This window comes from Pseudomonadota bacterium (genome assembly GCA_030859565.1).
In the GTDB taxonomy this organism is placed as follows: Bacteria; Pseudomonadota; Gammaproteobacteria; order JACCXJ01; family JACCXJ01; genus USCg-Taylor.
Window position 1 is genome coordinate 1 of the sequence record JALZJW010000032.1, and the last position, 19,550, is coordinate 19,550.

Annotated in this window: 15 protein-coding genes, 1 tRNA gene and 1 pseudogene; 2 read left to right on the plus strand and 15 right to left on the minus strand. The window is 60.1% G+C overall.

The features are described from left to right. Nucleotides 1-195, plus strand: a 195-nt coding sequence (locus M3436_06720; GenBank protein ID MDQ3563832.1) for a transposase, incomplete at its 5' end; no start/stop codon positions are given. Here the strand turns inward: M3436_06720 and M3436_06725 are convergent. The 6 genes and pseudogenes from M3436_06725 to M3436_06750 form a co-directional block, all read right to left on the minus strand. After that, nucleotides 171-2,282 (minus strand): annotated as a pseudogene (locus M3436_06725) (HsdR family type I site-specific deoxyribonuclease). The gene M3436_06720 and the pseudogene M3436_06725 overlap by 25 nt on opposite strands. Next, complete coding sequence (locus M3436_06730; GenBank protein ID MDQ3563833.1) at nucleotides 2,279-4,231, minus strand: DUF262 domain-containing protein; 1,953 nt, start codon at nucleotides 4,229-4,231, stop codon at nucleotides 2,279-2,281. The pseudogene M3436_06725 and the gene M3436_06730 overlap by 4 nt, the downstream one beginning before the upstream one ends. 37 nt (nucleotides 4,232-4,268) lie before the next feature. Next, nucleotides 4,269-5,132, minus strand: coding sequence for a restriction endonuclease subunit S (locus M3436_06735; GenBank protein MDQ3563834.1), 864 nt, complete (start codon nucleotides 5,130-5,132; stop codon nucleotides 4,269-4,271). Beyond that, the gene (locus tag M3436_06740) at nucleotides 5,090-5,629 is read right to left on the minus strand and encodes a restriction endonuclease subunit S (GenBank protein ID MDQ3563835.1); all 540 of its coding nucleotides are present in this window, start codon (nucleotides 5,627-5,629) and stop codon (nucleotides 5,090-5,092) included. Before M3436_06740 ends, M3436_06735 begins: the two co-directional genes overlap by 43 nt. Continuing rightward, nucleotides 5,622-8,024 (minus strand): N-6 DNA methylase, encoded by a 2,403-nt coding sequence (locus M3436_06745; protein ID MDQ3563836.1) that lies wholly within the window; start codon nucleotides 8,022-8,024, stop codon nucleotides 5,622-5,624. Before M3436_06745 ends, M3436_06740 begins: the two co-directional genes overlap by 8 nt. 431 nt (nucleotides 8,025-8,455) lie before the next feature. After that, nucleotides 8,456-8,542 (minus strand) — tRNA-Leu (locus M3436_06750). Nucleotides 8,543-9,143: 601 nt separating this feature from the next. Between M3436_06750 and M3436_06755 the strand changes: the two genes are divergently transcribed. Next, complete coding sequence (locus M3436_06755) at nucleotides 9,144-9,584, plus strand: DUF1772 domain-containing protein (GenBank protein ID MDQ3563837.1); 441 nt, start codon at nucleotides 9,144-9,146, stop codon at nucleotides 9,582-9,584. A 119-nt stretch (nucleotides 9,585-9,703) separates the two neighbouring features. On the opposite strand, the gene pqqE is transcribed toward M3436_06755, so the two are convergent. The 9 genes from pqqE to M3436_06800 all read right to left on the minus strand — a co-directional run bounded on the left by pqqE (nucleotide 9,704) and on the right by M3436_06800 (nucleotide 19,547). Continuing rightward, nucleotides 9,704-10,825, minus strand: coding sequence for a pyrroloquinoline quinone biosynthesis protein PqqE (gene pqqE, locus M3436_06760; protein ID MDQ3563838.1), 1,122 nt, complete (start codon nucleotides 10,823-10,825; stop codon nucleotides 9,704-9,706). After that, nucleotides 10,788-11,075, minus strand: a complete 288-nt coding sequence (gene pqqD, locus M3436_06765) for a pyrroloquinoline quinone biosynthesis peptide chaperone PqqD (protein MDQ3563839.1) — start codon at nucleotides 11,073-11,075, stop codon at nucleotides 10,788-10,790. Before pqqD ends, pqqE begins: the two co-directional genes overlap by 38 nt. A gap of 3 nt (nucleotides 11,076-11,078) precedes the next feature. Then, a complete protein-coding gene (gene pqqC / locus M3436_06770; protein MDQ3563840.1) occupies nucleotides 11,079-11,750 on the minus strand; it encodes a pyrroloquinoline-quinone synthase PqqC in 672 nt (223 codons plus the stop codon). 65 nt (nucleotides 11,751-11,815) lie between these two features. Further along, nucleotides 11,816-12,730, minus strand: a complete 915-nt coding sequence (pqqB, locus tag M3436_06775; protein MDQ3563841.1) for a pyrroloquinoline quinone biosynthesis protein PqqB — start codon at nucleotides 12,728-12,730, stop codon at nucleotides 11,816-11,818. 99 nt (nucleotides 12,731-12,829) lie between these two features. Further along, nucleotides 12,830-14,548 (minus strand): protein kinase, encoded by a 1,719-nt coding sequence (locus M3436_06780; GenBank protein MDQ3563842.1) that lies wholly within the window; start codon nucleotides 14,546-14,548, stop codon nucleotides 12,830-12,832. A gap of 36 nt (nucleotides 14,549-14,584) precedes the next feature. Beyond that, complete coding sequence (locus M3436_06785; GenBank protein MDQ3563843.1) at nucleotides 14,585-16,051, minus strand: NarK family nitrate/nitrite MFS transporter; 1,467 nt, start codon at nucleotides 16,049-16,051, stop codon at nucleotides 14,585-14,587. A gap of 50 nt (nucleotides 16,052-16,101) precedes the next feature. Then, nucleotides 16,102-17,469, minus strand: a complete 1,368-nt coding sequence (gene mgtE / locus M3436_06790; GenBank protein ID MDQ3563844.1) for a magnesium transporter — start codon at nucleotides 17,467-17,469, stop codon at nucleotides 16,102-16,104. A gap of 63 nt (nucleotides 17,470-17,532) precedes the next feature. Continuing rightward, nucleotides 17,533-19,281: a phosphoenolpyruvate--protein phosphotransferase gene (gene ptsP / locus M3436_06795; protein ID MDQ3563845.1), complete on the minus strand. Its 1,749-nt coding sequence runs from the start codon at nucleotides 19,279-19,281 to the stop codon at nucleotides 17,533-17,535. After that, a complete protein-coding gene (locus M3436_06800; protein ID MDQ3563846.1) occupies nucleotides 19,278-19,547 on the minus strand; it encodes an HPr family phosphocarrier protein in 270 nt (89 codons plus the stop codon). Before M3436_06800 ends, ptsP begins: the two co-directional genes overlap by 4 nt. Between the last annotated feature and the right edge of the window lie 3 nt (nucleotides 19,548-19,550).

A 19,550-nucleotide genomic window follows, 5' to 3' on the forward strand; every position in this document is an offset into this window, starting at 1 on the left:
CGGGTGTATGGGATTGCGCTCGGGTACGAGGATCTCAACGATCACGACACCCTGCGGCACGATGTGTTATTGGGGGTGCTCGGTGAGAAGGAAGAGCCAGAATTCCTGGCCAAAGGGGAGAATCCCCGTTTTATCGTCACCTCACTCTCGAAGGACGAGCAGGAGGCACAGCCGTCCAGCGCGCCAGAGGTGTAGTCCTGTACCGCACCTTCCAGGCTCTTGAACAGGTCCTTGTAGTCGATGATGTAGCCCTAATCCTTGTCGTCGCCGTCCAGCCGGTTCACCCGGCAGATCGCCTGGAACAGGCCGTGGTCGTGCATCTGCTTGTCGATGTAGAGATAGGTCGCCGAGGGAGCATCGAAGCCGGTCAGCAGCTTGTCCACCACGATCAGGAGCTTCATCTGCCCCGGTTCATCGACAAATTTTTTCTTGACCTCCTGCTCGAACTTCTCGGCCTTGTCGACCGCCGTCTCCGGGGGCTCGATGAACCAGGCGGCCAGCATCTTCCGGTAAATCTCGTACTTACGCAGGTTGTCGGTATCCCCCTCGCCGCTGCTCTCGCCTTTGGCGTCCGCAACGCATGGCTTGTAGCTGGTGACGATGGCGCACTTGCCTTTCAATTCCGTCTTGGCAAAGAGCTCATAGAACTTGCACGCCTCGTAGATGCTGCCCGACACCAGCATGGCGTTACCGTGCCCGTCCATCAGGCGCGGTTTGGTACTCATGTCGAAGAGAATGTCGGCGACGATCTTTTCCAGCCGCGACTGGCTGGAGAGCACCCGCTGCATCGTGCCCCATTTCTGCTTCAACTGCGCCTTGGCCAGATCGTTCAGCCCCTGGGTCTTAGCCTCGAACCACTCGTCAATTTTCCTTTGAGAGGTAATGGCCTGGTCGATGTCCCGCGCCTCGTAGCGCAGGTCGAGCACCACGCCTTCCCGCACCGCCTGATCGAACTTGTAGGTGTGCATGTAGCGGCCGAACACCTCGATGCTCTTCTGCTTGTCGGCCTTGAGCAGCGGCGTGCCGGTAAAGCCTATAAAGAGCGCATTGGGCAGGATGGACTTCATCGCCTTATGGAGATCGCCCGACTGGGTGCGGTGACATTCGTCCACGAACACATAGAGATCGCCCTTGGGCCTGAAGTCCGGCGGCAGGTTTTTGATCGCTTCGAGGAGATCGGCGGCGTTTTCTGCGGCTTCGCCGTCTTCCTTGCCGCCAAACTTGTGCACCAGCGAACCCACCAGCCAGGGCGTGGTGGCGTTGAGGGTAGCGATCAGATCCGCTCCGCTCCGGGTGCGGTAGATGTGCTCGTCGACGCCCTTGAAGACCTTCTCGATCTGCTCGTCCAGCTCGGTGCGGTCGGTGATGATGAGCACGCGGGCGTTTGTCACATGCTCGCGGATCCACTTGGCCAGCCACACCATGATGAGCGATTTGCCGCTGCCCTGAGTGTGCCAGATGATCCCGCCCTCGCGCCGGCGGATGAAGTCCTGCGCGGCACGCACGCCGAAATACTGGTTCTGCCGGCAGAGCTTCTTGGTGCCCGCATCGAACACCACAAAGTCGTGGATCAATTCAAGCAAGCGTGCCTTGCCGCAGAGCTGGATCAGATGCCGATCGAGCATATTCTCGATCGGGCTGTCTTCGGTCCATTTCAGGTAATATTTCTCCGGCGTTTCGATGGTGCCGAAGCGCAGGCCCTCGGTGCCGTTGCCCGCCATGACGAATTGCAAGGTCGTGAAGAAGGGTTGGATGAACTCCTCCTTCTGGTTGTCCAGGTTCTGGCGGATCCCCTCGGCGACCGAGACGGTGGACCGTTTCAGTTCCAGCACGCCGAGCGCGATGCCGTTCACATAGAGCACGACATCCGGCCGCTTGGTGTTGGCTTTGGCGTCCGCGCCTTTGACCGTCACCTCTTCGGCGATGGCGAAGTCGTTGTTCTCCGGATGCTTCCAGTCGATCAGCCAGACGGTCCGCGTGTTCTCGCCGACTTCGGCCTTCACCTTTGCGCCATAGCGCAGCAGGCCATAGACGGCGCGGTTGCGGTCGTAGAGACTTTTGCTCGCGTCATTCGCGGCAGTCATCAGCTCGCGCAGTGCTTTTTCGATCAGCGCCGCCTCGTGCCCTTGCGTTTTCAGCCAGGCGCGCAGCCGCTCCGGCTCGATGTTGCGATTATTATCCCGGTCGATCCAGTCGCCGAGATAGGCATAGCCCAAGGTGTTGCGGAACAGGGCTACGACGCGAGCCTGGGTTTTCTTTTCGATCTGGCCTACGGTGCTCATATGCGCGCATCCATCACAAGGATCTCCGCCTTTACATAACGCTGGAACTCCTCGATGGCCGTGAAGCAACGGAAACCCGCCTGACTCGCAATAGCTAGGGTCTCGTTGCTCTCGTTCAAGAGGATCGCAACCGGCTGGCTCAATTCCTCCTGGATTCCGCTTGCCCACGCCAGATCGAACACGGCCTTCTGCTCACCGGTCGAGGCATCGGCGAAGTCGTACGCTAATACCCCGCGAGGCAGGCGGTGTTCCTCCATCCAGGCGTTGAGCGATTCGAGCTGCGCTTCCTCGGCGTCACTGGTGATACCTCCCCCCATCACAGCCGCGGTGGGCAATGCCGCCGCCGGTCCTTCGAGCCAGCGCGTCTCCCCGTGGAGAAGCCCTTCCATCCGCTGGTTGACCTCTCCCGCAAGGAGCGCTTTCCGCGCTTCGAGGAAGCCGCGGTAGTTCTCCATCTTCCACAGCGCGGGGTCGCTAGGAATCCATTGTGAAGCCAGCGCGCCGGGGTGCGCTTTCTCCACTTCCGGGAAGTATTCCTCCGGCAGCCGATCCCTGATGTCGAGATTGGTGTCCTTGGTCAGGAAGCAGAAGTTCGCCAGGGCATTCACCTCCGGCCGCTTGAACTTGTGGTTGTAGAGCTGCGCCTTGGGAAAGATGTGATGTACCTCCAGCCGACTCATCTTGCCGAGCAGGCTGGCTTTGAGCGCCAGGCCGGTGCCCCAGTCCCGTGCTCCGCCCATCCGCGTCAGCAGGTAGAGCACGGGATAGAAGCGAGCACCCAGACTCCAGCCCGTAAAGTGTCCCGGCTCGACCCGCAGGCCGCCGTGCCACAGCCGCAGTTGCTCCAGCAGCTTGTCGAGGCCGCCGTCTTCCCCGTCCAGCGCGGCCAGGTCTTGATCGATGAACGACTCGGTGGAGCCCGAGAACCGGCCCCACATGCCTGCCTGCACAAACCAGAAGAGCAGTTTGTCCCGCTCCTTTTCGCCCATGGTCCCCGTTCGCCGGTCGAGGTAGCGCACCATCACGGGTACGCCGAAGCGCCCGAAAAATACCTGGTCGTGATCGAGCCCCAGCCGTCCGCTGATCAGGTTCAGGCTAGTGTCGATGTGCTTCGTGGCGCGCTTGAGGCCGTTCTGGATTTCTTCCGCGCTCTTGTCGTGCAGGAACTGGAACTTGGCCTCGCCGGTCAGCGCGGTGTTCACCGAGCGCAACAGCCAATCGAGGTTGAAATGGTAGTCGGCCTTGGCCCACTGCTTGAGCTTGGCCTTCATGGTGTCGCGAGCCTCGGGCCAGTCAGCGCAAATTTTGGCCAGCGCCAAGTCGCCCTTGGAGAGCTTCGTGCCGCCGCTGTTCACCTGGTTGAAGATGTCCACTACCACATCAAGTGTCTTGTCCGCGCCGGTGACTTCCTCGACATGAAGCTCCACGTCAGTGATGCCCAGCAACCGGCTGAGCCGTCCGACATACTCGCCAACCTTCGCCACAAGTGCTGGTTGCGCACTCAGGCGCGTCACAAACGCGCCCAGTCCGGCGGTGCCTTTCTGCATCAACTCAGTCACATCAATCCACAGCGGATCGTCCTGCATCTTCACCGGCTGGTAGAACGCGAAGGTCTCGGTATCGAGATGGAAGCGCAGCCCGGTGAACGCCTGGGCGTGGCCGTCGAAGAACTTCGGCGGCTTGCCGCGCACCACTCCGTAGAGCGAGGTCATGCGCTGCTGGCCGTCGAGCAGCAGCTTCACGACCCCCGCCGCCAACGGCCCATCGCCGCGATGAGTCGCCGTCCTCGATTCGGTGGCCCACACGAGCAGACCGCCGACGGGATGGCGGCGGTAGAGGGAATCGAACAGCCCACGCACCTGGTCGCGATTCCACACATAGCCACGCTGGAACTCGGGCAGGGCTACGTGCCCGTTATCAATGTGATCGAGGATAGTGGAGATTTTCATGGTTGTCTCCCGTTCGAGTTCGTCCGGGTTGCCGTGCTCATACCAGGCGCGTCCTCCCGGTGAGAAGCTCCTGCATCATGCCCTGCTTGAGGGCGCGGGTCTTGGCTAGCAGGGCTTCGAGGGCGGCGATCTCGACATCCATGTCGGAGAGGACGGTTGCGATGGCGGTTTGTTCGTCAACTGTAGGAAGAAACACTTCGATGCTTTTGACGTTGTTCTTTGAAACACCATAGACCGAAATGCCGGTGGCGAATCGCACCAAGGCGGCCTTAACCGACGGAATAAACTGTAGATAGCCCTTGAATCCGTTGGCGACGAGATGCGGGTTGCCTCTGAGCAGGAACGTATGCAGACCGGCGACAATCTTCCGCCCACTCGCATTGCGAATCTCCACGCATTTGCCAATGCCTTCATAGTCCTCCGATGCATCGGCCATGACCAGATCGCCATCTTCGACCAGCGGGATATTGGCAACCCTTGCCTTTGCGATCAGGGGCAGCGCTTCGGTGGCACAATCAAGAAATGCCGCCGTAGACATGTGAATGTCTCCATAGTGGATATAACCGATGTCACAAAACTCCGAGAGATCAGCACGAGGATTGTTGGCCGTGTTCAGAAACTGAAATAAGTCGCCGAACCGCTTCACCTCCCACTCCCCGCTGAAGCCCGGCAGGCGTCGCGAGCCGGTGAGGAGCTGCTGCATGGCGGCCTGTTTGAGGTCGCGCTTCTTGGCGATGAGCCGGGTCAGCGCACCCAGCAGCGCATCCACATCCCTCAGCGCCGCCGCGATGGCGCGTTGTTCTCGTAAGGGTGGAGACTGAACAAATAACCCGCTTAGCGTGCCCTGATTGAGGTTGATCATCGTCGATCCAACCGACGAGTCCTCGATGGCGGCGACCACGGGGGCGCTGGAAAGTACGCGCTGAAGAAAATCAGCATCAACGCCCCGGGACGGACGGACATCATCGATCCCGTCCCACATAGCCAGCCGTTATGTTCGTTCCGCACAACGGCGCACCGCCCCATGTCGCCCCGCCGGCCAATGACTATCTCACCAACCTTGAGCCTGAAATCCGAGAGCTTCTTCGCGGCGGATTCGGTGATGGTCATAGTCCGAGTAGGCACTATATCGCCATCGATGATGTGCATCGGGTTTACGACCGGCACACCATCATTGGCGTAATCAGATTTGTGCAATGCGCTACCGAACGGTCCCGTTCGAAAAGTTGCCAGTCCTCCGAGTTTCCTCGCCTCCCAATTCTCCGGAATGACCCCCACCTCGGTCGCCTTGTAGCCGGGCGATACCGGTGGTGAACTGACAGCGGAAGATTGGTAATCGGCGCGGGCATCCTCAACGCCCACCGGCTCCTTGTCCGTTTTCACTGGCGCGTTAGCCATGGACGACGAACCCCATCTTCTTCAGATGTTCGTTCACGCACGCGGCGCGGGTTTCTACGTCCTCGGCAAGCTGCGGTAGGGGCGTGGCGTAGCGGTCGGCCAGCTCTCGGACGCGGCCCGTGAGCGCCTGCGAGACGCGGTCCAGTTCGCTCTGCACATCGGCGGCCAGTTGGGCCAGCCATTTGCCGTCTACCACGAGGGTCTTGATCTCGGCCTCGGTGAGCTTGCCGTACTTCGCGGCGACTTTGGCCTCCAACGCATCCTGCGCGGCCTTCACCTTGCGGTTGGTTTCCGATTCGCTGTCGAGCAACCGCAAACACTGATTGAGTGCATCGAGTTCTTCTTGATCCGACTGGATTCCCGCTTTCGCGGGAATGACGGTGGAGTTCGCGGGCCTGACGGCGATATGCTTGATTTCAGTGATTCGTGCCTTGAGGCTAGCCTTGGTGATCTTGCCCTTGTCGTCCACCACCTCTTCCAACAGGCCGCCCTCGCCTGCGTGTTCCGCTTTGAGTTCGTCGAGCTTCTGCTCCAGCCCACCCAGTTCCGCTTCCAGCGCCTCGATGGCCGCCTGCTCGGCAGCGAAGTAGCGGGCGACCAGCAGCGTGGCCGGGATCAGGTCCGACTTGAACTTCTGTTTACCCACCGTGAAATCCGGCTGTTCCTTGCTTTTCTGCTCCTTCGTTTCGACGATCAGGCGCGGCTTGGCGGCCTCCACCCAGCCAGCATGGGCGATGAGATACACATCGTCCTGCATCGTCGCCGCCCAGTAGTCCATGAGGTGTTGATAGACGTCGTAGGCGTCCAGTAGTGACGACCCGAATGCCGTTGAATGAAGGTCTTTGCTCGTCGTTCCGGCAGGGATTGCCGGAACCCACACGCTCGGGACGACGGACGAGGTAACGTCCCTGTCAACTGGATACCGGCACTCCATGCCGGTATGACGGCTTGATTCGAGGCCGGTTGTCCCGACCTGTCGAAAGGTCTCCAGTAGGTTTTCTGACAGGGTTTCGATCAGCGCCTTGGGGTGGTCGCCCTGGGCGATGGCATGGAGGCGCGGGGCGTTGGCGGCCTTCCACTCGGCGAAGATTGCGGTGACGGCCGCGTTGAACGCGGTAAATTCGGGATGGCCGAAGATGGCGTTCTTGATCTCAGCCACCGGCAACTTCAGCCGGCTGTAGCCGGGACGGCCTGCCGACTCGAACAACAGCGCGCGCACGGCGGGAAAGACCTGCCAGTAAGGATCAAGGGCGTCGATGTCGCGGTCGGGAATGCCGCCGCGCAGGTGGCCGTCGATGTCCTGCAAATCTTCCGGCTCGGTACTGTCGATGTAGCGCGGTAGATTAAGATTGAAGTCATTCTTTGGGTCGCTGATCTCGGCCAGCGGCACCATGCGCGAATACCTGGCAATCTCCACCTGCCGGGTGAAGGCGTCCACGATCTTGTGGATGTCTTGGGCGCGCAGGCGGTTCTTGTTGCCGTCCTTGATGTAGGCCTTGGATGCGTCGATCATGAAGATGCCTTTGCGGGCCCCGGCGTTTTCCTTGTCCAGCACCAGGATGCAGGCGGGGATGCCGGTGCCATAGAACAAGTTGGCGGGCAGGCCGATGATGCCTTTGATGTAGCCCTGCCTGACGAGGCGTTTGCGGATGTCGGCCTCGGCGCCGCCGCGAAACAGCACACCGTGGGGATGGATAACCGCGCCCTTGCCGGTGCTCTTGAGGCTGCTAAGGATGTGCAAGAGGAACGCATAGTCGCCATTCTTCGCGGGCGGGATACCGTACACGAAGCGACCGTAGAGATCATGGGCCGGGTCGAGGCCGTTGCTCCACGCCTTGTTCGAGAACGGGAAATTGGCCACCACGAAGTCGAAGGTCTTGAGCCGCCCGTCGGCCTGCTTGAAGTAGGGCGCGGCCAGCGAATTGTCCTTCCAGATCTCCGCCGTCGGACAGTCGTGCAGGACCATGTTCATCTTCGCCAAGGCGGCGGTGGCATTGTCCATTTCCTGCCCGTAGAGGGCGAGGTCCAGCCGGGTGCGGCTTTTAGCTTCGTCGTGGGCTTTCAAGAGCAGCGAGCCGGAGCCGCAGGTGGGGTCGTAGATGCTTTGGTCGGCCCTCATGGCCGCACCCAGGTCAATCACCATGGACATGACGCGGGATACCTCGGCCGGAGTGTAGAACTGCCCCTTGCTCTTGCCCGACTCGGTGGCGAAGTGGCGCATCAGGTATTCGTAGGCGTCGCCCAAGAGATCGTCGCCCTCGGCGCGGTTGCCGCGAAAATCGAGCGCCGGGTTATTGAAGATGGCCACCAAGTTGGAGAGGCGATCGACCATCTCCTTGCCCTTGCCGAGCTTGTCGTCGTCGTTGAAGTCGGGAAACGCGATCCCTTGCAGCACTTCGTTGGCACCGGCGAGCTTTTCGATGGTCTTGTTGATCCGGTCGCCGATCTACGTGTCGCACAAAGAAAACGGCGGCCCATTTTTGTTGGGTTCGCCGTATTGGTTTGATGCGACGGCTTACGCCGATAGCTTGTGCTTGGTGATGGGCAATCCCCAACAAGCGGCACCAACGCACCGAAGCCCGTACCGACGTAGGAATGGCGGGGTTTGTCCTTCGGCTTAGCGTTACGAATTGCGGTATGGGGTCAGAGACATTGGCAAAGGCTGGAGTTGCCCCCACCTCTAAATCCTGTTGCTCCCAATATTGCCCCCCAGTTGCCCCCGGCTGTCAATGACCCTCGCCGGACTGTTTGGGGCAGTAAAATGGCGTTGGAGCTATGTAATACGCGGGTTTTATGGACGTGGTTGGACGGTGCTGGATGCTTGCTTGGTGCCGAGAGTGGGAATCGAACCCACACGGGGTTTCCCCCACCAGATTTTGAGTCTGGCGCGTCTGCCTGTTCCGCCACCTCGGCCGGCACCTTCGCTTGGCTAGTATAAGGGAACGGGCTTGAATCGGAAAAGAGGTCGCAGGCGATGATGAGGAACAGGGGCAGCTATGGACGCATAGCCGTACCTTCTTGTTGGAGCGCTTGAACGAACTCATCTATACTCACCTAGAGGCCACGATGCACGGAGTCCAAATATAGGGCGTTGACAGATTCTGCCTAAGCAATTGTTAAGTGTGGAAGGTACAATGTGCGAATCCTTGTCTCAGTTTCTGATTCCACTGATCTCGACGTTGGTCGGTTCAGTGGTAACTTGGTTCTTCGCGTGGTGGTACTATAAGAGAGCCGGCGACGAACTGCGAACTGAGGCAGCTCGTTTGCACCAAACAACCTCCTCTGTCCTTTATTTTGTTGAGCATCCGAACGCGTCTATCGAAGTCCGGCGCGATGGCGCTGGTAATCCGGTCGGCCTTGACGTTATTGCTACCGGTTCCAGTGTGGCCACCTCATCAGCCGTTGGGGTTGCAGCAGAGGGGAAAACCCGCTCCTAAGCAAGCGCTCCACACGGACGCGCCGCAAGCGGCGGTCCGGTGAGCTTCAACATTGGCCGCTGAGAAAGAGTCAAGTCATGACAATGCTTCAGACGGTAGCTCAGTTGGTTGCGATGGTCGCATGCGGCTTGTTTGCCGGTGCCGCTGTTTATATTAACCTTGTTGAACACCCTGCACGGATGGAGTGCGGTACTAAGCTTGCCGCAACCGTTTTTGCGCCGAGCTACCGCAGGGCGGCGGTTATGCAAGCGTCACTCGCTGCACTCGGTTTTCTTTCCGCGGTGGTGGCATGGTTTGCAGGCGGCACGCTTGGGTGGCTGGTTGGCGGTTTACTCCTTGGGCTCGTCATTCCGTTCACCTTAGTAGTCATCATGCCGACGACCCGGCAGTTGCTCGAACCCACACTGGACAGAACGTCCTCAAACGCACGCGAGTTACTCGTTCACTGGGGCCAATTACATGCCGTACGCAGCGTTCTCAGCATTATTGCATTGGTTGTCTTGATCGCCAGCGCCTAACACGGTGGTCGAGACAGCCGTTGAACAGGACCTGATCCCCTCAATCATCCGCCCGGAGATTCGGGTCGTGTTGCAGGAAGTAGCGCCGGCGTTTGAGCAAGGCGTATCGTCACGGTTCCTCAACCGAGTAACTGGGAATTCTTGGTGTTTCTAAACACCACGGGCTGTTCAGCACGCTGGGCGGCGCGCCCGATGGCGGCAAGGACCCGATCATGGTGGGGCGAGAGATCGCAAACCGGGTCCGCGTTCGCGGCGTCGCCGGTGAGCATGTAAGCTTGGCAGCGGCACCCGCCGAAGTCCTTGAAGCGCTCCGGACAGGAGCGGCACGGCTCGCGCATCCACTCGAAACCGCGATAGCGGTTGAAGGCGGATGACTCGTTCCAGATCCACTCGATGCCGTGGTGGCGGACATTCGGGAAATCCAGCCCGGGGAGTTGCCGGGCGGCATGGCAGGGGAGCGCGGTGCCATCGGGCGCGATGCAGAGAAACACGGCGCCCCAGCCGTTCATGCAGGCTTTGGGGCGGTTCTCATAATAGTCTGGAACGACATACAAGATTTTCATCCTGCCTTTCATGCTTTGCTGATAGGCATGGGCGATGGCCTCCGCCCGCTCGAGTTGCTCACGGCTGGGCAGCAAGCGATCGCGGTTGTGAAAGGCCCAGCCGTAATACTGCGTCGTGGCGAGCTCCACGTAGTCGGTATTGAGGTCGCTGGCGAGACGCAGCATGTGCTCGATCTGGTCGATGTTATCGCGATGAGTCACAAAGCACAGGACCATCGGGTAGCCGTGTTTTTTTACGGCGCGCGCCATCTCGACCTTGTGCGTGAACGCTTCCGTTCCCGCCAGATAATCATTGAGATCCTTCCGGCTCGCCTGGAAACTGATCTGGATATGGTCCAATCCGGCCTCGCGGAACGCTTGGAGGCGAGCCTCATCCATGCCGAGCCCGGAGGTGATAAGGTTGGTATAAAAGCCTAAGGATCGAGCTTCCCTGATTAGAATTTCAAGATCGCGCCGCACCAGCGGTTCGCCGCCGGAGAAACCCAATTGCGTCGCGCCTAGCGCGCGGGCTTGCCGGAGTACCGTGAGCCAATCCTCGGTGCTGAGTTCGTCCTTAGCGCGCGCATAATCGACGGGGTTCGAGCAGTAAGGACACTGCAGCGGACAGGCATAGGTCAACTCCGCCAGCAGCCACAGTGGCTTAGGCCGCGCCGGTGATTCGAACCCAACCCTGCTCATGTGCGGTCTCCATAAAATGCCGGATCTCGTCGCCGATTTTAGCCCCGGAAAACTGCCCTTCGAGGTCGTCGATGATAGCGCTCAAGGTGGTTTTACCGTCGCACCGCGTGAGGATCTCCCCGGCGGTCTTGTTGAGCTTGACCATGCCTTCCGGATACAGAATGACATAGGCTTGCTGCGCCTCCTCCCACTGCAAGCGAAACAGGGGGGCGATCTGAGGGATGCAGTCGTCGGCGAAATGCGCGCTCATCGCTCAAGGCACGACATTGAAATATGGCGGCCGGTGATCCACATACGCGAGCCATAGTACATCGAGCATCGTCCACAGCACATCGAGCTTAAACTTTAAAATTACAAGCGCGCGCTGCTGCTCGGTGCGGCTACGGAAAGTGTCGAGCGTGATCGCCAGCCCGTGCTCGACATCGCGCCGCGCTTCCCGCAACCGCTGGCGAAAGTAGGCATAGCCCTCGGGCTGGATCCAGGGATAATGCTCGGGCCAACGGTCGAGGCGTTGCTGGTGGATCGCGGGGGCGAAAAGCTCGGTCAGCGAGGAACAGGCCGCCTCTTGCCAGGTGGCGCGGCGGGCGAAGTTCACATAGGCATCGACCGCGAAACGCACCCCGGGCACTACCCGCTCGTGTGACCACAGCTCCTCGCGTGTGAGCCCCACCGCCTCGCCAAGCCGTAGCCAGGCGTCGATGCCTCCCTCATCGCCCGCGCCGCCGTCGTGATCGACGATGCGCTGGATCCATTGGCGGCGCACCTCGCGATCGGGACAGTTCGAGAGCACGGCGGCATCCTTGATGGGGATGCTCACCTGATAGTAAAAGCGGTTCGCGACCCATCCCCGCACGCCATTCTCATCGAGCTTGCCGCTGTTCATGAGCACATGGAAGGGATGGTGGATATGATAGTACCGTTCCATGGAACGCAGTTCTTGCTCGAATCGGGCGCGCGTCCACGCGGCTGGCTCGCTGACGTTTGTATCATTCACAGCACGATCTCCATGCCGTCATACGCCACCTCGATGCCGCGTTCGGTCAGCGCCTGCCGCTCCGGACCGTCCTCGTTGAGGATCGGGTTGGTGTTATTGATATGGATGAGCACCTTGCGCGGCTGTGACAGTGACTCCAGGATGCTCAACATGCCTCCCTCCCCGGCGAGCGCGAGGTGCCCCATATCGCTTGCGAGCTTGGTGCTGATCCCGAACCGCAGGAGCTCGTCCTCGGTCCACAAGGTGCCATCGACGAGCACGCAATCGGCGTCCGACAAGTTGCGGTATACCTGGTCATCGACTTCGCCGAGGCCTGGCGCATAAAACAAGACTTTTGACGTATCGAGGTCTTCGACCTTGACGCCGATCGTATCGCCGCGGTGCGGGTCGTGGCGGTGGGGCGAATAAGGGGGCGCCTCGCTTCGCAAAGGCACGGCGGTGAAGCGCAAGTTTGCGGCGCGGGGTACGGTGAACGACTCGCCGTCGATGGGCAGCGTATTCCATTCGACCCCGCAATAGTGCTCTAGGACTCGAAACAATGGGTAGCCCGTCGTCAGATCTTGATAAACCATGTTAGTACAATAGACGTCCAACGGCTGTTTATGTTCGCGTAGCATCATCAAACCGGTGGTGTGGTCGATCTGGGCATCGACAAGCACGATGGCGCAGATCCCCGTGTCGCGCACGCCGCGGCCGGGCTGTAAGGCGGGCACAGAAACTAACTGGGTGCGTATGTCGGGCGAGGCGTTGAACAGCACCCAATCGACGCCGTTGGCGGAGACGGCTATCGAGGATTGCGAACGCGCGCGGGCGCGCAAGGACCCCGTGCGCAGACCTTTGCAATTCGGGCAGTTACAGTTCCATTGGGGAAAACCGCCGCCAGCGGCGGAACCGAGGACGTGAATACGCATGGATAGCTTGAACGTCGTAAGGGGCGCCATGGTAGCAGAAACGGCGCGCCTTGTCTGACAGGATCGCGGCGATGATTATGAAAGGAAACTGCTAGGCGGCTACCGCGATATCAAAAACAGCAGATAAGCGACGGTAAAAAGAAGGAGAATCGCGAGCCCCCGCCAGAATCCGACCGGGTTCCGCTCCAGAAGCGAGCGCTGCCGCGTGCGGGAATACTCGGGATTCGGTCGACGCAGATCATGCAGGAATTCCGACAGCTCGGCACAGCGGCGGGTAGGATCGCTGTGCACGGCCTTGCGCAACGCACCGTCGATCCAAGGCGGGATCGCCGTGTTGTAATCGCAGGCGGACGTGTAGCGCCAGCGGGCCGCCGGCGCCGCCGCGGCCCAGTGTTCGGGCATCTCGCCGTAGGGCAAGCGGCCGGTCAGCAGCTCGTAGGCGATCACTCCAAGCGAGAAGATATCCGAGCGGTTGCTCCCCGGTTCGCCGAGCAGGTATTCAGGCGCCGTGTAATTGCGCGTCCCGAGCACCTGGAGGCGCTCGATGGGTGTCGCGATTTCCGCCAGGCCCGCGACCTTGGCGGACCCGAAGTCGATGATCTTCACGGTTCCCATCGAATCAATCATCAGGTTCTCCGGCTTCAAGTCCTGGTGCAGCATCTCCATGCGGTGGAAGGCTTGCAACCCCTTCGCGGCTTGTTCAACCATGGCCCGGACCTCTCCCAAGCGGCGCTCCGGATGGTCGTGCATCCACTGGCGCAAGGTCTGCCCCTCGATGTACTCGGTGACATGGTAGAGAAAACGCCGCCGGCGCTCGTGCCCGCGTACCTTGAGGACATGGGGATTGTCAATCCGCCGCCCGATCCATTCCTCGAGTAGAAAACACTCGAGGTAGGCCGGGTCGTCCAGATAATTCACCGAGGGGGTCTTGAGCACGACCCGGGTATCGGTCTCGGCATCGAGCGCCAGGTAGATCTGGGTACGCTTGCTGGTATGGAGATCGCGTAGGACCCGGTAGCCGTCGATGACCATACCCGGTTCCAACTCGGGAGGGAACGGCAGCGCGGTCAACTGCCGATAGACCTCGTCCGGATCCCGGAGGGGGAGGTTTAGGATCCGCACCACCTGGCAGGTCAGGTTATCCGGGCTACCCCGCGCCAGGGCGGTTTCGACGATCGCTTTCGCGCTCCCATCGAGGTTATCACCTCCCTGCGCAATCAAGTCCACGAGATGATTGCGTTCGAGGTATTCATGCACGCCATCCGTGGCCAGCACGAAGATGTCGCCCTGCGCCACCGGCACCTGGAAATAGTCGATGTCCAGATGCGTGCCGGCGCCCATGGCGCGGCTCAGATAGTTCCTCCCGGCCGATACCCAGACGTGATGATCGGTCGTGATTTGTTCGATCTGTCCATCGCGCAACCGGTAGATGCGGCTGTCTCCTACATGAAAGAGATGGGCGGTCGCCGACTTGATGACCAGCGCGCTCAGGGTGCTCACGTGAGCGCGGGCGGGGTTTTGCTCACCACTCTGACTGTATAACCAGCTATTGAGCGCCGTCAGTACCTTTTGCGCGGATTTCCTGACCGTCCAGGACTCCGGCGTGCAGAAATAATCCTCCAGGAATCCCGTGACGCACGCCTCGGCGGCGATCTGCCCGGCCTCGCTCGAGCTGATACCATCGGCGATGGCAATGGCGATGCCCTTGGTGGCGCGCAGCGGCTCAACGGGGAACATCGCCCCGTGGAAATCCTGGTTGATCTCCTTGCGGCCGCGATCGGAATATTGACCGACGCCGACCTCGAGGCTGGCAGGCACGAGGAGGATGCTCCGGGCTAGCGCGCGGCCGGCGGCCTATTCCACCTCGATGAGCTGCACGGTGCCGTCGGGCAAGATCTCGGCCATCGCACCCTTGGGCTCCTCTAGGAAACTGATCGCGACCAGCACGGCTAGGGCCGTGCCGGCAATGACCAGGAAAAAAACCTGCGGGCTCACGAAGGACAGCACGGTTAAAAACGCGACACCGCCCATGTTGCCATAGGCTCCGGTCATGCCGGCGATCTGACCCGTCAGCCGACGTTGGATGAGCGGCACCACCGCGAACACCGCACCGGTCCCGAAATGCACGAACAAGCCGCAGCCGACCATGGCGCCGACCGCGAGCGGCAGCGGCCAGTTGCTACTCATCTGGCTCAGAAGCAGGTACCCCAAGGTGAGGCCGGCCAATACCATCAGTAAAGTTTTCTTGCGGCCGACGCGATCGCTCAACAACCCGCCACACGGCCGCGCGAACACGACGATGAGGCTGAACGGCGCGGCCAGGAGACCGGCCGCCACCTGGGAAGCATGGAAGGTGTCCATTATGAACAGGGGCAGCATCGAGACCACGGCAAGCTCCGACCCTAAGGTCACCATATAGGCGAGATTCAGGATGGCGACCTGCCTGAACTTGTAGCGGTATAGCTCCGGAACCGGGCGCACGAAGATCCCGGCGTTGACCTTGTAGATATGATAGACCTGATAGCAAAAGAGAACCGCCAGCAGGCCGTCGATGACCCCGGCTATCGCGAAGCTCAACAGGTCCAGGGTCACCAGCTTCCATATCAGCACGGCGAGCGCGGCGTACAAGGGGATATTAATCAGGACATACAACAACAGATCGCCCTTGCTCGTCACTTCCAGGCCACCGCTCTTGTTGGGCCGGAAATAGGTCGATCCCTCGGGCGCGTCGCGGACGCTCGCGTAGTAGATAAAGGCATAAACCAGGATCGCCGCGCCGGTGAGCGCAATCGCGTAGCGCCAGCCGTGCTCACCTCCGAATGCCAAGGCGAGCGCGGGCAGGACCATCGCTCCCGCCGCCGCGCCAAAGTTACCCCAACCGGCATAGATCCCTTCGGCGAGACCCACTTGTTTGGCCGGGAACCATTCACTGATCATGCGCACCCCGATGGCGAACCCGGCGCCGGCGAAACCGAGCAAGAATCGCCCGAGCGCGAGCATCGGGTAGCTCTGGGCAAGGGCAAAAAAGAAGCACAGGAAGCTCGATGAGATCAACAGGACCGCATAAGTCCGGCGCGGGCCGAGTTTATCGACCAGCATGCCGACGATGATACTCGCCGGAATCGTCAGCGCCACGTTGAGGATCAGCAGGGTCTTCACCTGCTGGTCGCTGAGACTCAAGCTGTCGCGGATCGCGGCGAGCAGCGGTGCATGGTTGAACCAGACCACGAAGCTAAGAAAGAATGCAAACCAGGTCAAGTGCAGCACCCGCACATTACCGCGGAAGGAGAATAAATCGAGTCTCGATTTCGCTACGGCCATGGCGGGTTGCTCTCTGGTTTAATGATTCGATTTGACGCGCGGCGCATGGCCTAGGTTAAAAACACGGCGGCGAGGCCCAGAAATACGGAGAATCCGACAACATCGGTCACCGTGGTTAAAAATAACCCTCCGGCAAGCGCCGGATCGATGCCGAGTTTCTTCAGGCCGAGCGGAATGAGCGTCCCAGCCACGGCCGCAGCGGCTAGATTGGTCAAAAGCGCAAGACCGAGGATCAAGCCGAGGCCCACGTCCGAAAACCACGCGGCGGTCACTATCCCGACCACGACGGCCCAGAGCAGCCCATTGCAAACACCCACGGCGATCTCCTTCTTGAGCAGCGATCCCAAGTTGTCCTGGCCCACCCGATCCAAGGCCAAACCCCGAATCATGATCGTAAGCGTCTGACTGCCGGCGACGCCCCCCATGCCGGCGACGATCGGCATCAGGATCGCTAGCGCGACGATCTCTTGCAGCGTGGCCTCAAAGCGCCCGATGACCCAGGCCGCAAGAAACGCCGTAATCAGATTGACGCCCAACCACACCGCACGGCGCGGCGCGCTCACCGCGATCGGCGCGAACATGTCGTCGCCTTCGTCTAAACCCGCGAGGCTCATCAGCGAATGGTCACCTTGGTCTCGGATCACATCGACCACATCATCGACGGTGATCCTGCCGATTAAGCGGCCGTTTTGATCGACCACCGGCGCCGACACCAAGTCGCGTTGCTCGAACCTCTTGGCCACTTCGGCCGCCGGGAGATCGGCGGGGATCGCTTCCGGTTCCCTGACCATCACGCGCTCGACCTTGCGATCGGGATCATTGGTAAGCAAGGCCGTAATCGGAAGCAGACCTTGATACCTGTGGTTGCGATCGACCACTATGAGGTTATCGGTTTTTTCCGGGATCTCGGCGCGCCAGCGCAGATAGCGAATGACAACTTCGAGGTCTACATCACTGCGGACGGTGATGGCATCGGTATTCATCAAACCACCGGCCGTATCCTCCGGGTAGTACAAAACCGAAGATAAGCGGACACGGTTTTGCTCGTCCATAACCCGCAACACGCTATCGAGCACCGTTTCCGGCAAGTCCTGCAAGATGTCGGCGGCGTCGTCAGTCGCAAGGCCGCGTGTCACATCCGCTACTCTGTCCGCACTCATGTGCTCCAATAAGCCTGCACGTACCCCATCCTGTGCATGGGATAAGACAGCGCCCTGTTGTTCAGGTGAGATAAGTTGCCACACTTGTAGGCGTTGGTGCGGGGGCAGGGACTCGATCAGATCGGCGATCTCGGAAGAATGGCGATCCGCAAGAGCCTTACCGACGGTGACGAGATCACCTTCCGAAAGCGCGTCTTGCAGCATGCCCCGCAGGATCTCCGCGGTCTCTTGCCCTGTATTTTTAGATGCTTGGGTCATAGGGTATCAACACTTTCCGCGAGCACGCCTCCGGCGGCGCACGTGGGATTCTGCCGAGGCGCCTTAGTTTAAGCCGGCGTTGATGCGTCCGAGCAACTCGTTTATTTCACTGCTGCTGCTCGCCGCCAGCAGTTGCTCGGATAGAGGCATGACCTCCGTGAGGCGGGTATTGTTGATGATTTTCTTTACTTCCAACAAGACCGCCGGGTGCACGCTGAAATCGCGCAAGCCAAGCCCGAGGAGAAGGCGTATGTAGCGCAGATCGCCGGCCATCTCACCGCACATGGCGACGGGCTTTTTGTGATCCCTAGCCGCCTGGATGATTATGCGGATCAAGCGCAGCACCGCCGGATGGACCGGATCATACAGATAACTGACCTCGTCATTGACTCGATCGACCGCCATCGTGTACTGAATAAGGTCATTGGTTCCTATCGAGAGAAAATCAAGCTGCTTGGCGAAAAGATCGGCGCACATGGCCGCCGCGGGCGTCTCGATCATGCCGCCGATGCGCATGTCCGGATCGAACAGGACGGCGTTTGATCGAAATTCCGCGCGGATATCCGCGATAATCGCAAGCACTTGATAAAGCTCTTGGAGGTTTGAAAGCATCGGGATGAGAAGCCGCACCGGCCCGAGGGCCGAGGCCCGAATGATGGCGCGCAACTGAGGCAGAAACAGTCCCGGCTCCTTGAGACATAGACGCACCGCGCGCAACCCGAGCGCCGGATTCGCAAGCACCGGCCGTTCCCGCCCGCCGCTGCCATCGACCTGCTTGTCGGCTCCCAGGTCCAGCGTTCTTATCGTAATCGGGATGCCTTGCAAGGCATGCAAGGCTTGGGAATACACCTGGAACTGTTCTTCCTCGGCCGGCGGATGATCCCGGTTCATATAGAGATATTCGGTGCGATAAAGGCCCACGCCCAGGGCCCCGACGTTCAGGACCGATTCGAAATCCTTCGGCAACTCGATATTGGCTTCCAGGCAAATCGTAATGCCGTCCCCGGTCATCGCCGGCGCGCCCTTCAGCTTGATTAACTCGGCGAAATAGACCCGCTCTTGCTGCTGTAATCCTTCGTAATACCGGATCGTCTCAGGGTCCGGATCGACCAAAAGCACGCCCGAGATCCCATCGATGATGACCAGGTCTTCTTCACGCACGTAGCGGCGAGCTTGATGCAGGCCCACGATGCTCGGGATGCCTAGGCTACGCGCGAGGATCGCCGTATGTGAGGTTGGGCCACCGTGCTCGGTCGCGAACGCCGCGATGCCGTGATGTTGCATGAGCACCGTATCCGCGGGTGTGAGGTCATCCGCCAGCACGATGTAGCCCCGCAGCCGGCTATCGGGGACCTCGTGCCGCATCGGGCCCTGATTAAGCAAAATGCGTTGCATGCGATTGACGACGTGATCAACATCATCCTTGCGTGTCCTTAGATAGGGATCATCCATTTCCTCGAAAACCGCCACCAACGCATCGCGCTGGATTTTCAAGGCCCATTCAGCGTTACAGCGCCGCTCGGTAATCAGCCGCACGGGCTCTTGCGTCAAGGTCGAGTCCTCCAACATCAATAGATGGGTGTCGATGAACGCAGCGATGTCGGGTGCGGTCGCGGGTGGAATATGGTCCCGGATCGCGCGCAATTGCTGCCTGGCGGTGAGCACGGCGTGCTCGAACCGGCGTACTTCCGCGACGATATACTCTTCTGTCAAACAGTACTCGCTAATATCGAGCTGGTCGCGGTGGAGAATATGAGCCCGCCCCATGGCGATGCCTCGAGAGACGCCAACACCGTGGAGGGAAATGCTCATTCCGACTCACCGAATTTGTTAGCCACTAGATCCTCTAAGCTTGCGATGGCCTGCCGCTCGTCGGGTCCACTCGCAAGGATTTCGATCTCGGCCCCGTTGTGAGCGGCGAGCATCATGACCCCCATAATACTCTTGCCGTTGACTTCCTTGCCATTTCTGCGAATCGTGACCTCGCATTGAAAGCGCGACGCCAGTTGCACGAAACGCGCGGCCGCGCGGGCATGCAAGCCGAGCTTATTAATGATCCGAACATTACGGAACATCATCCA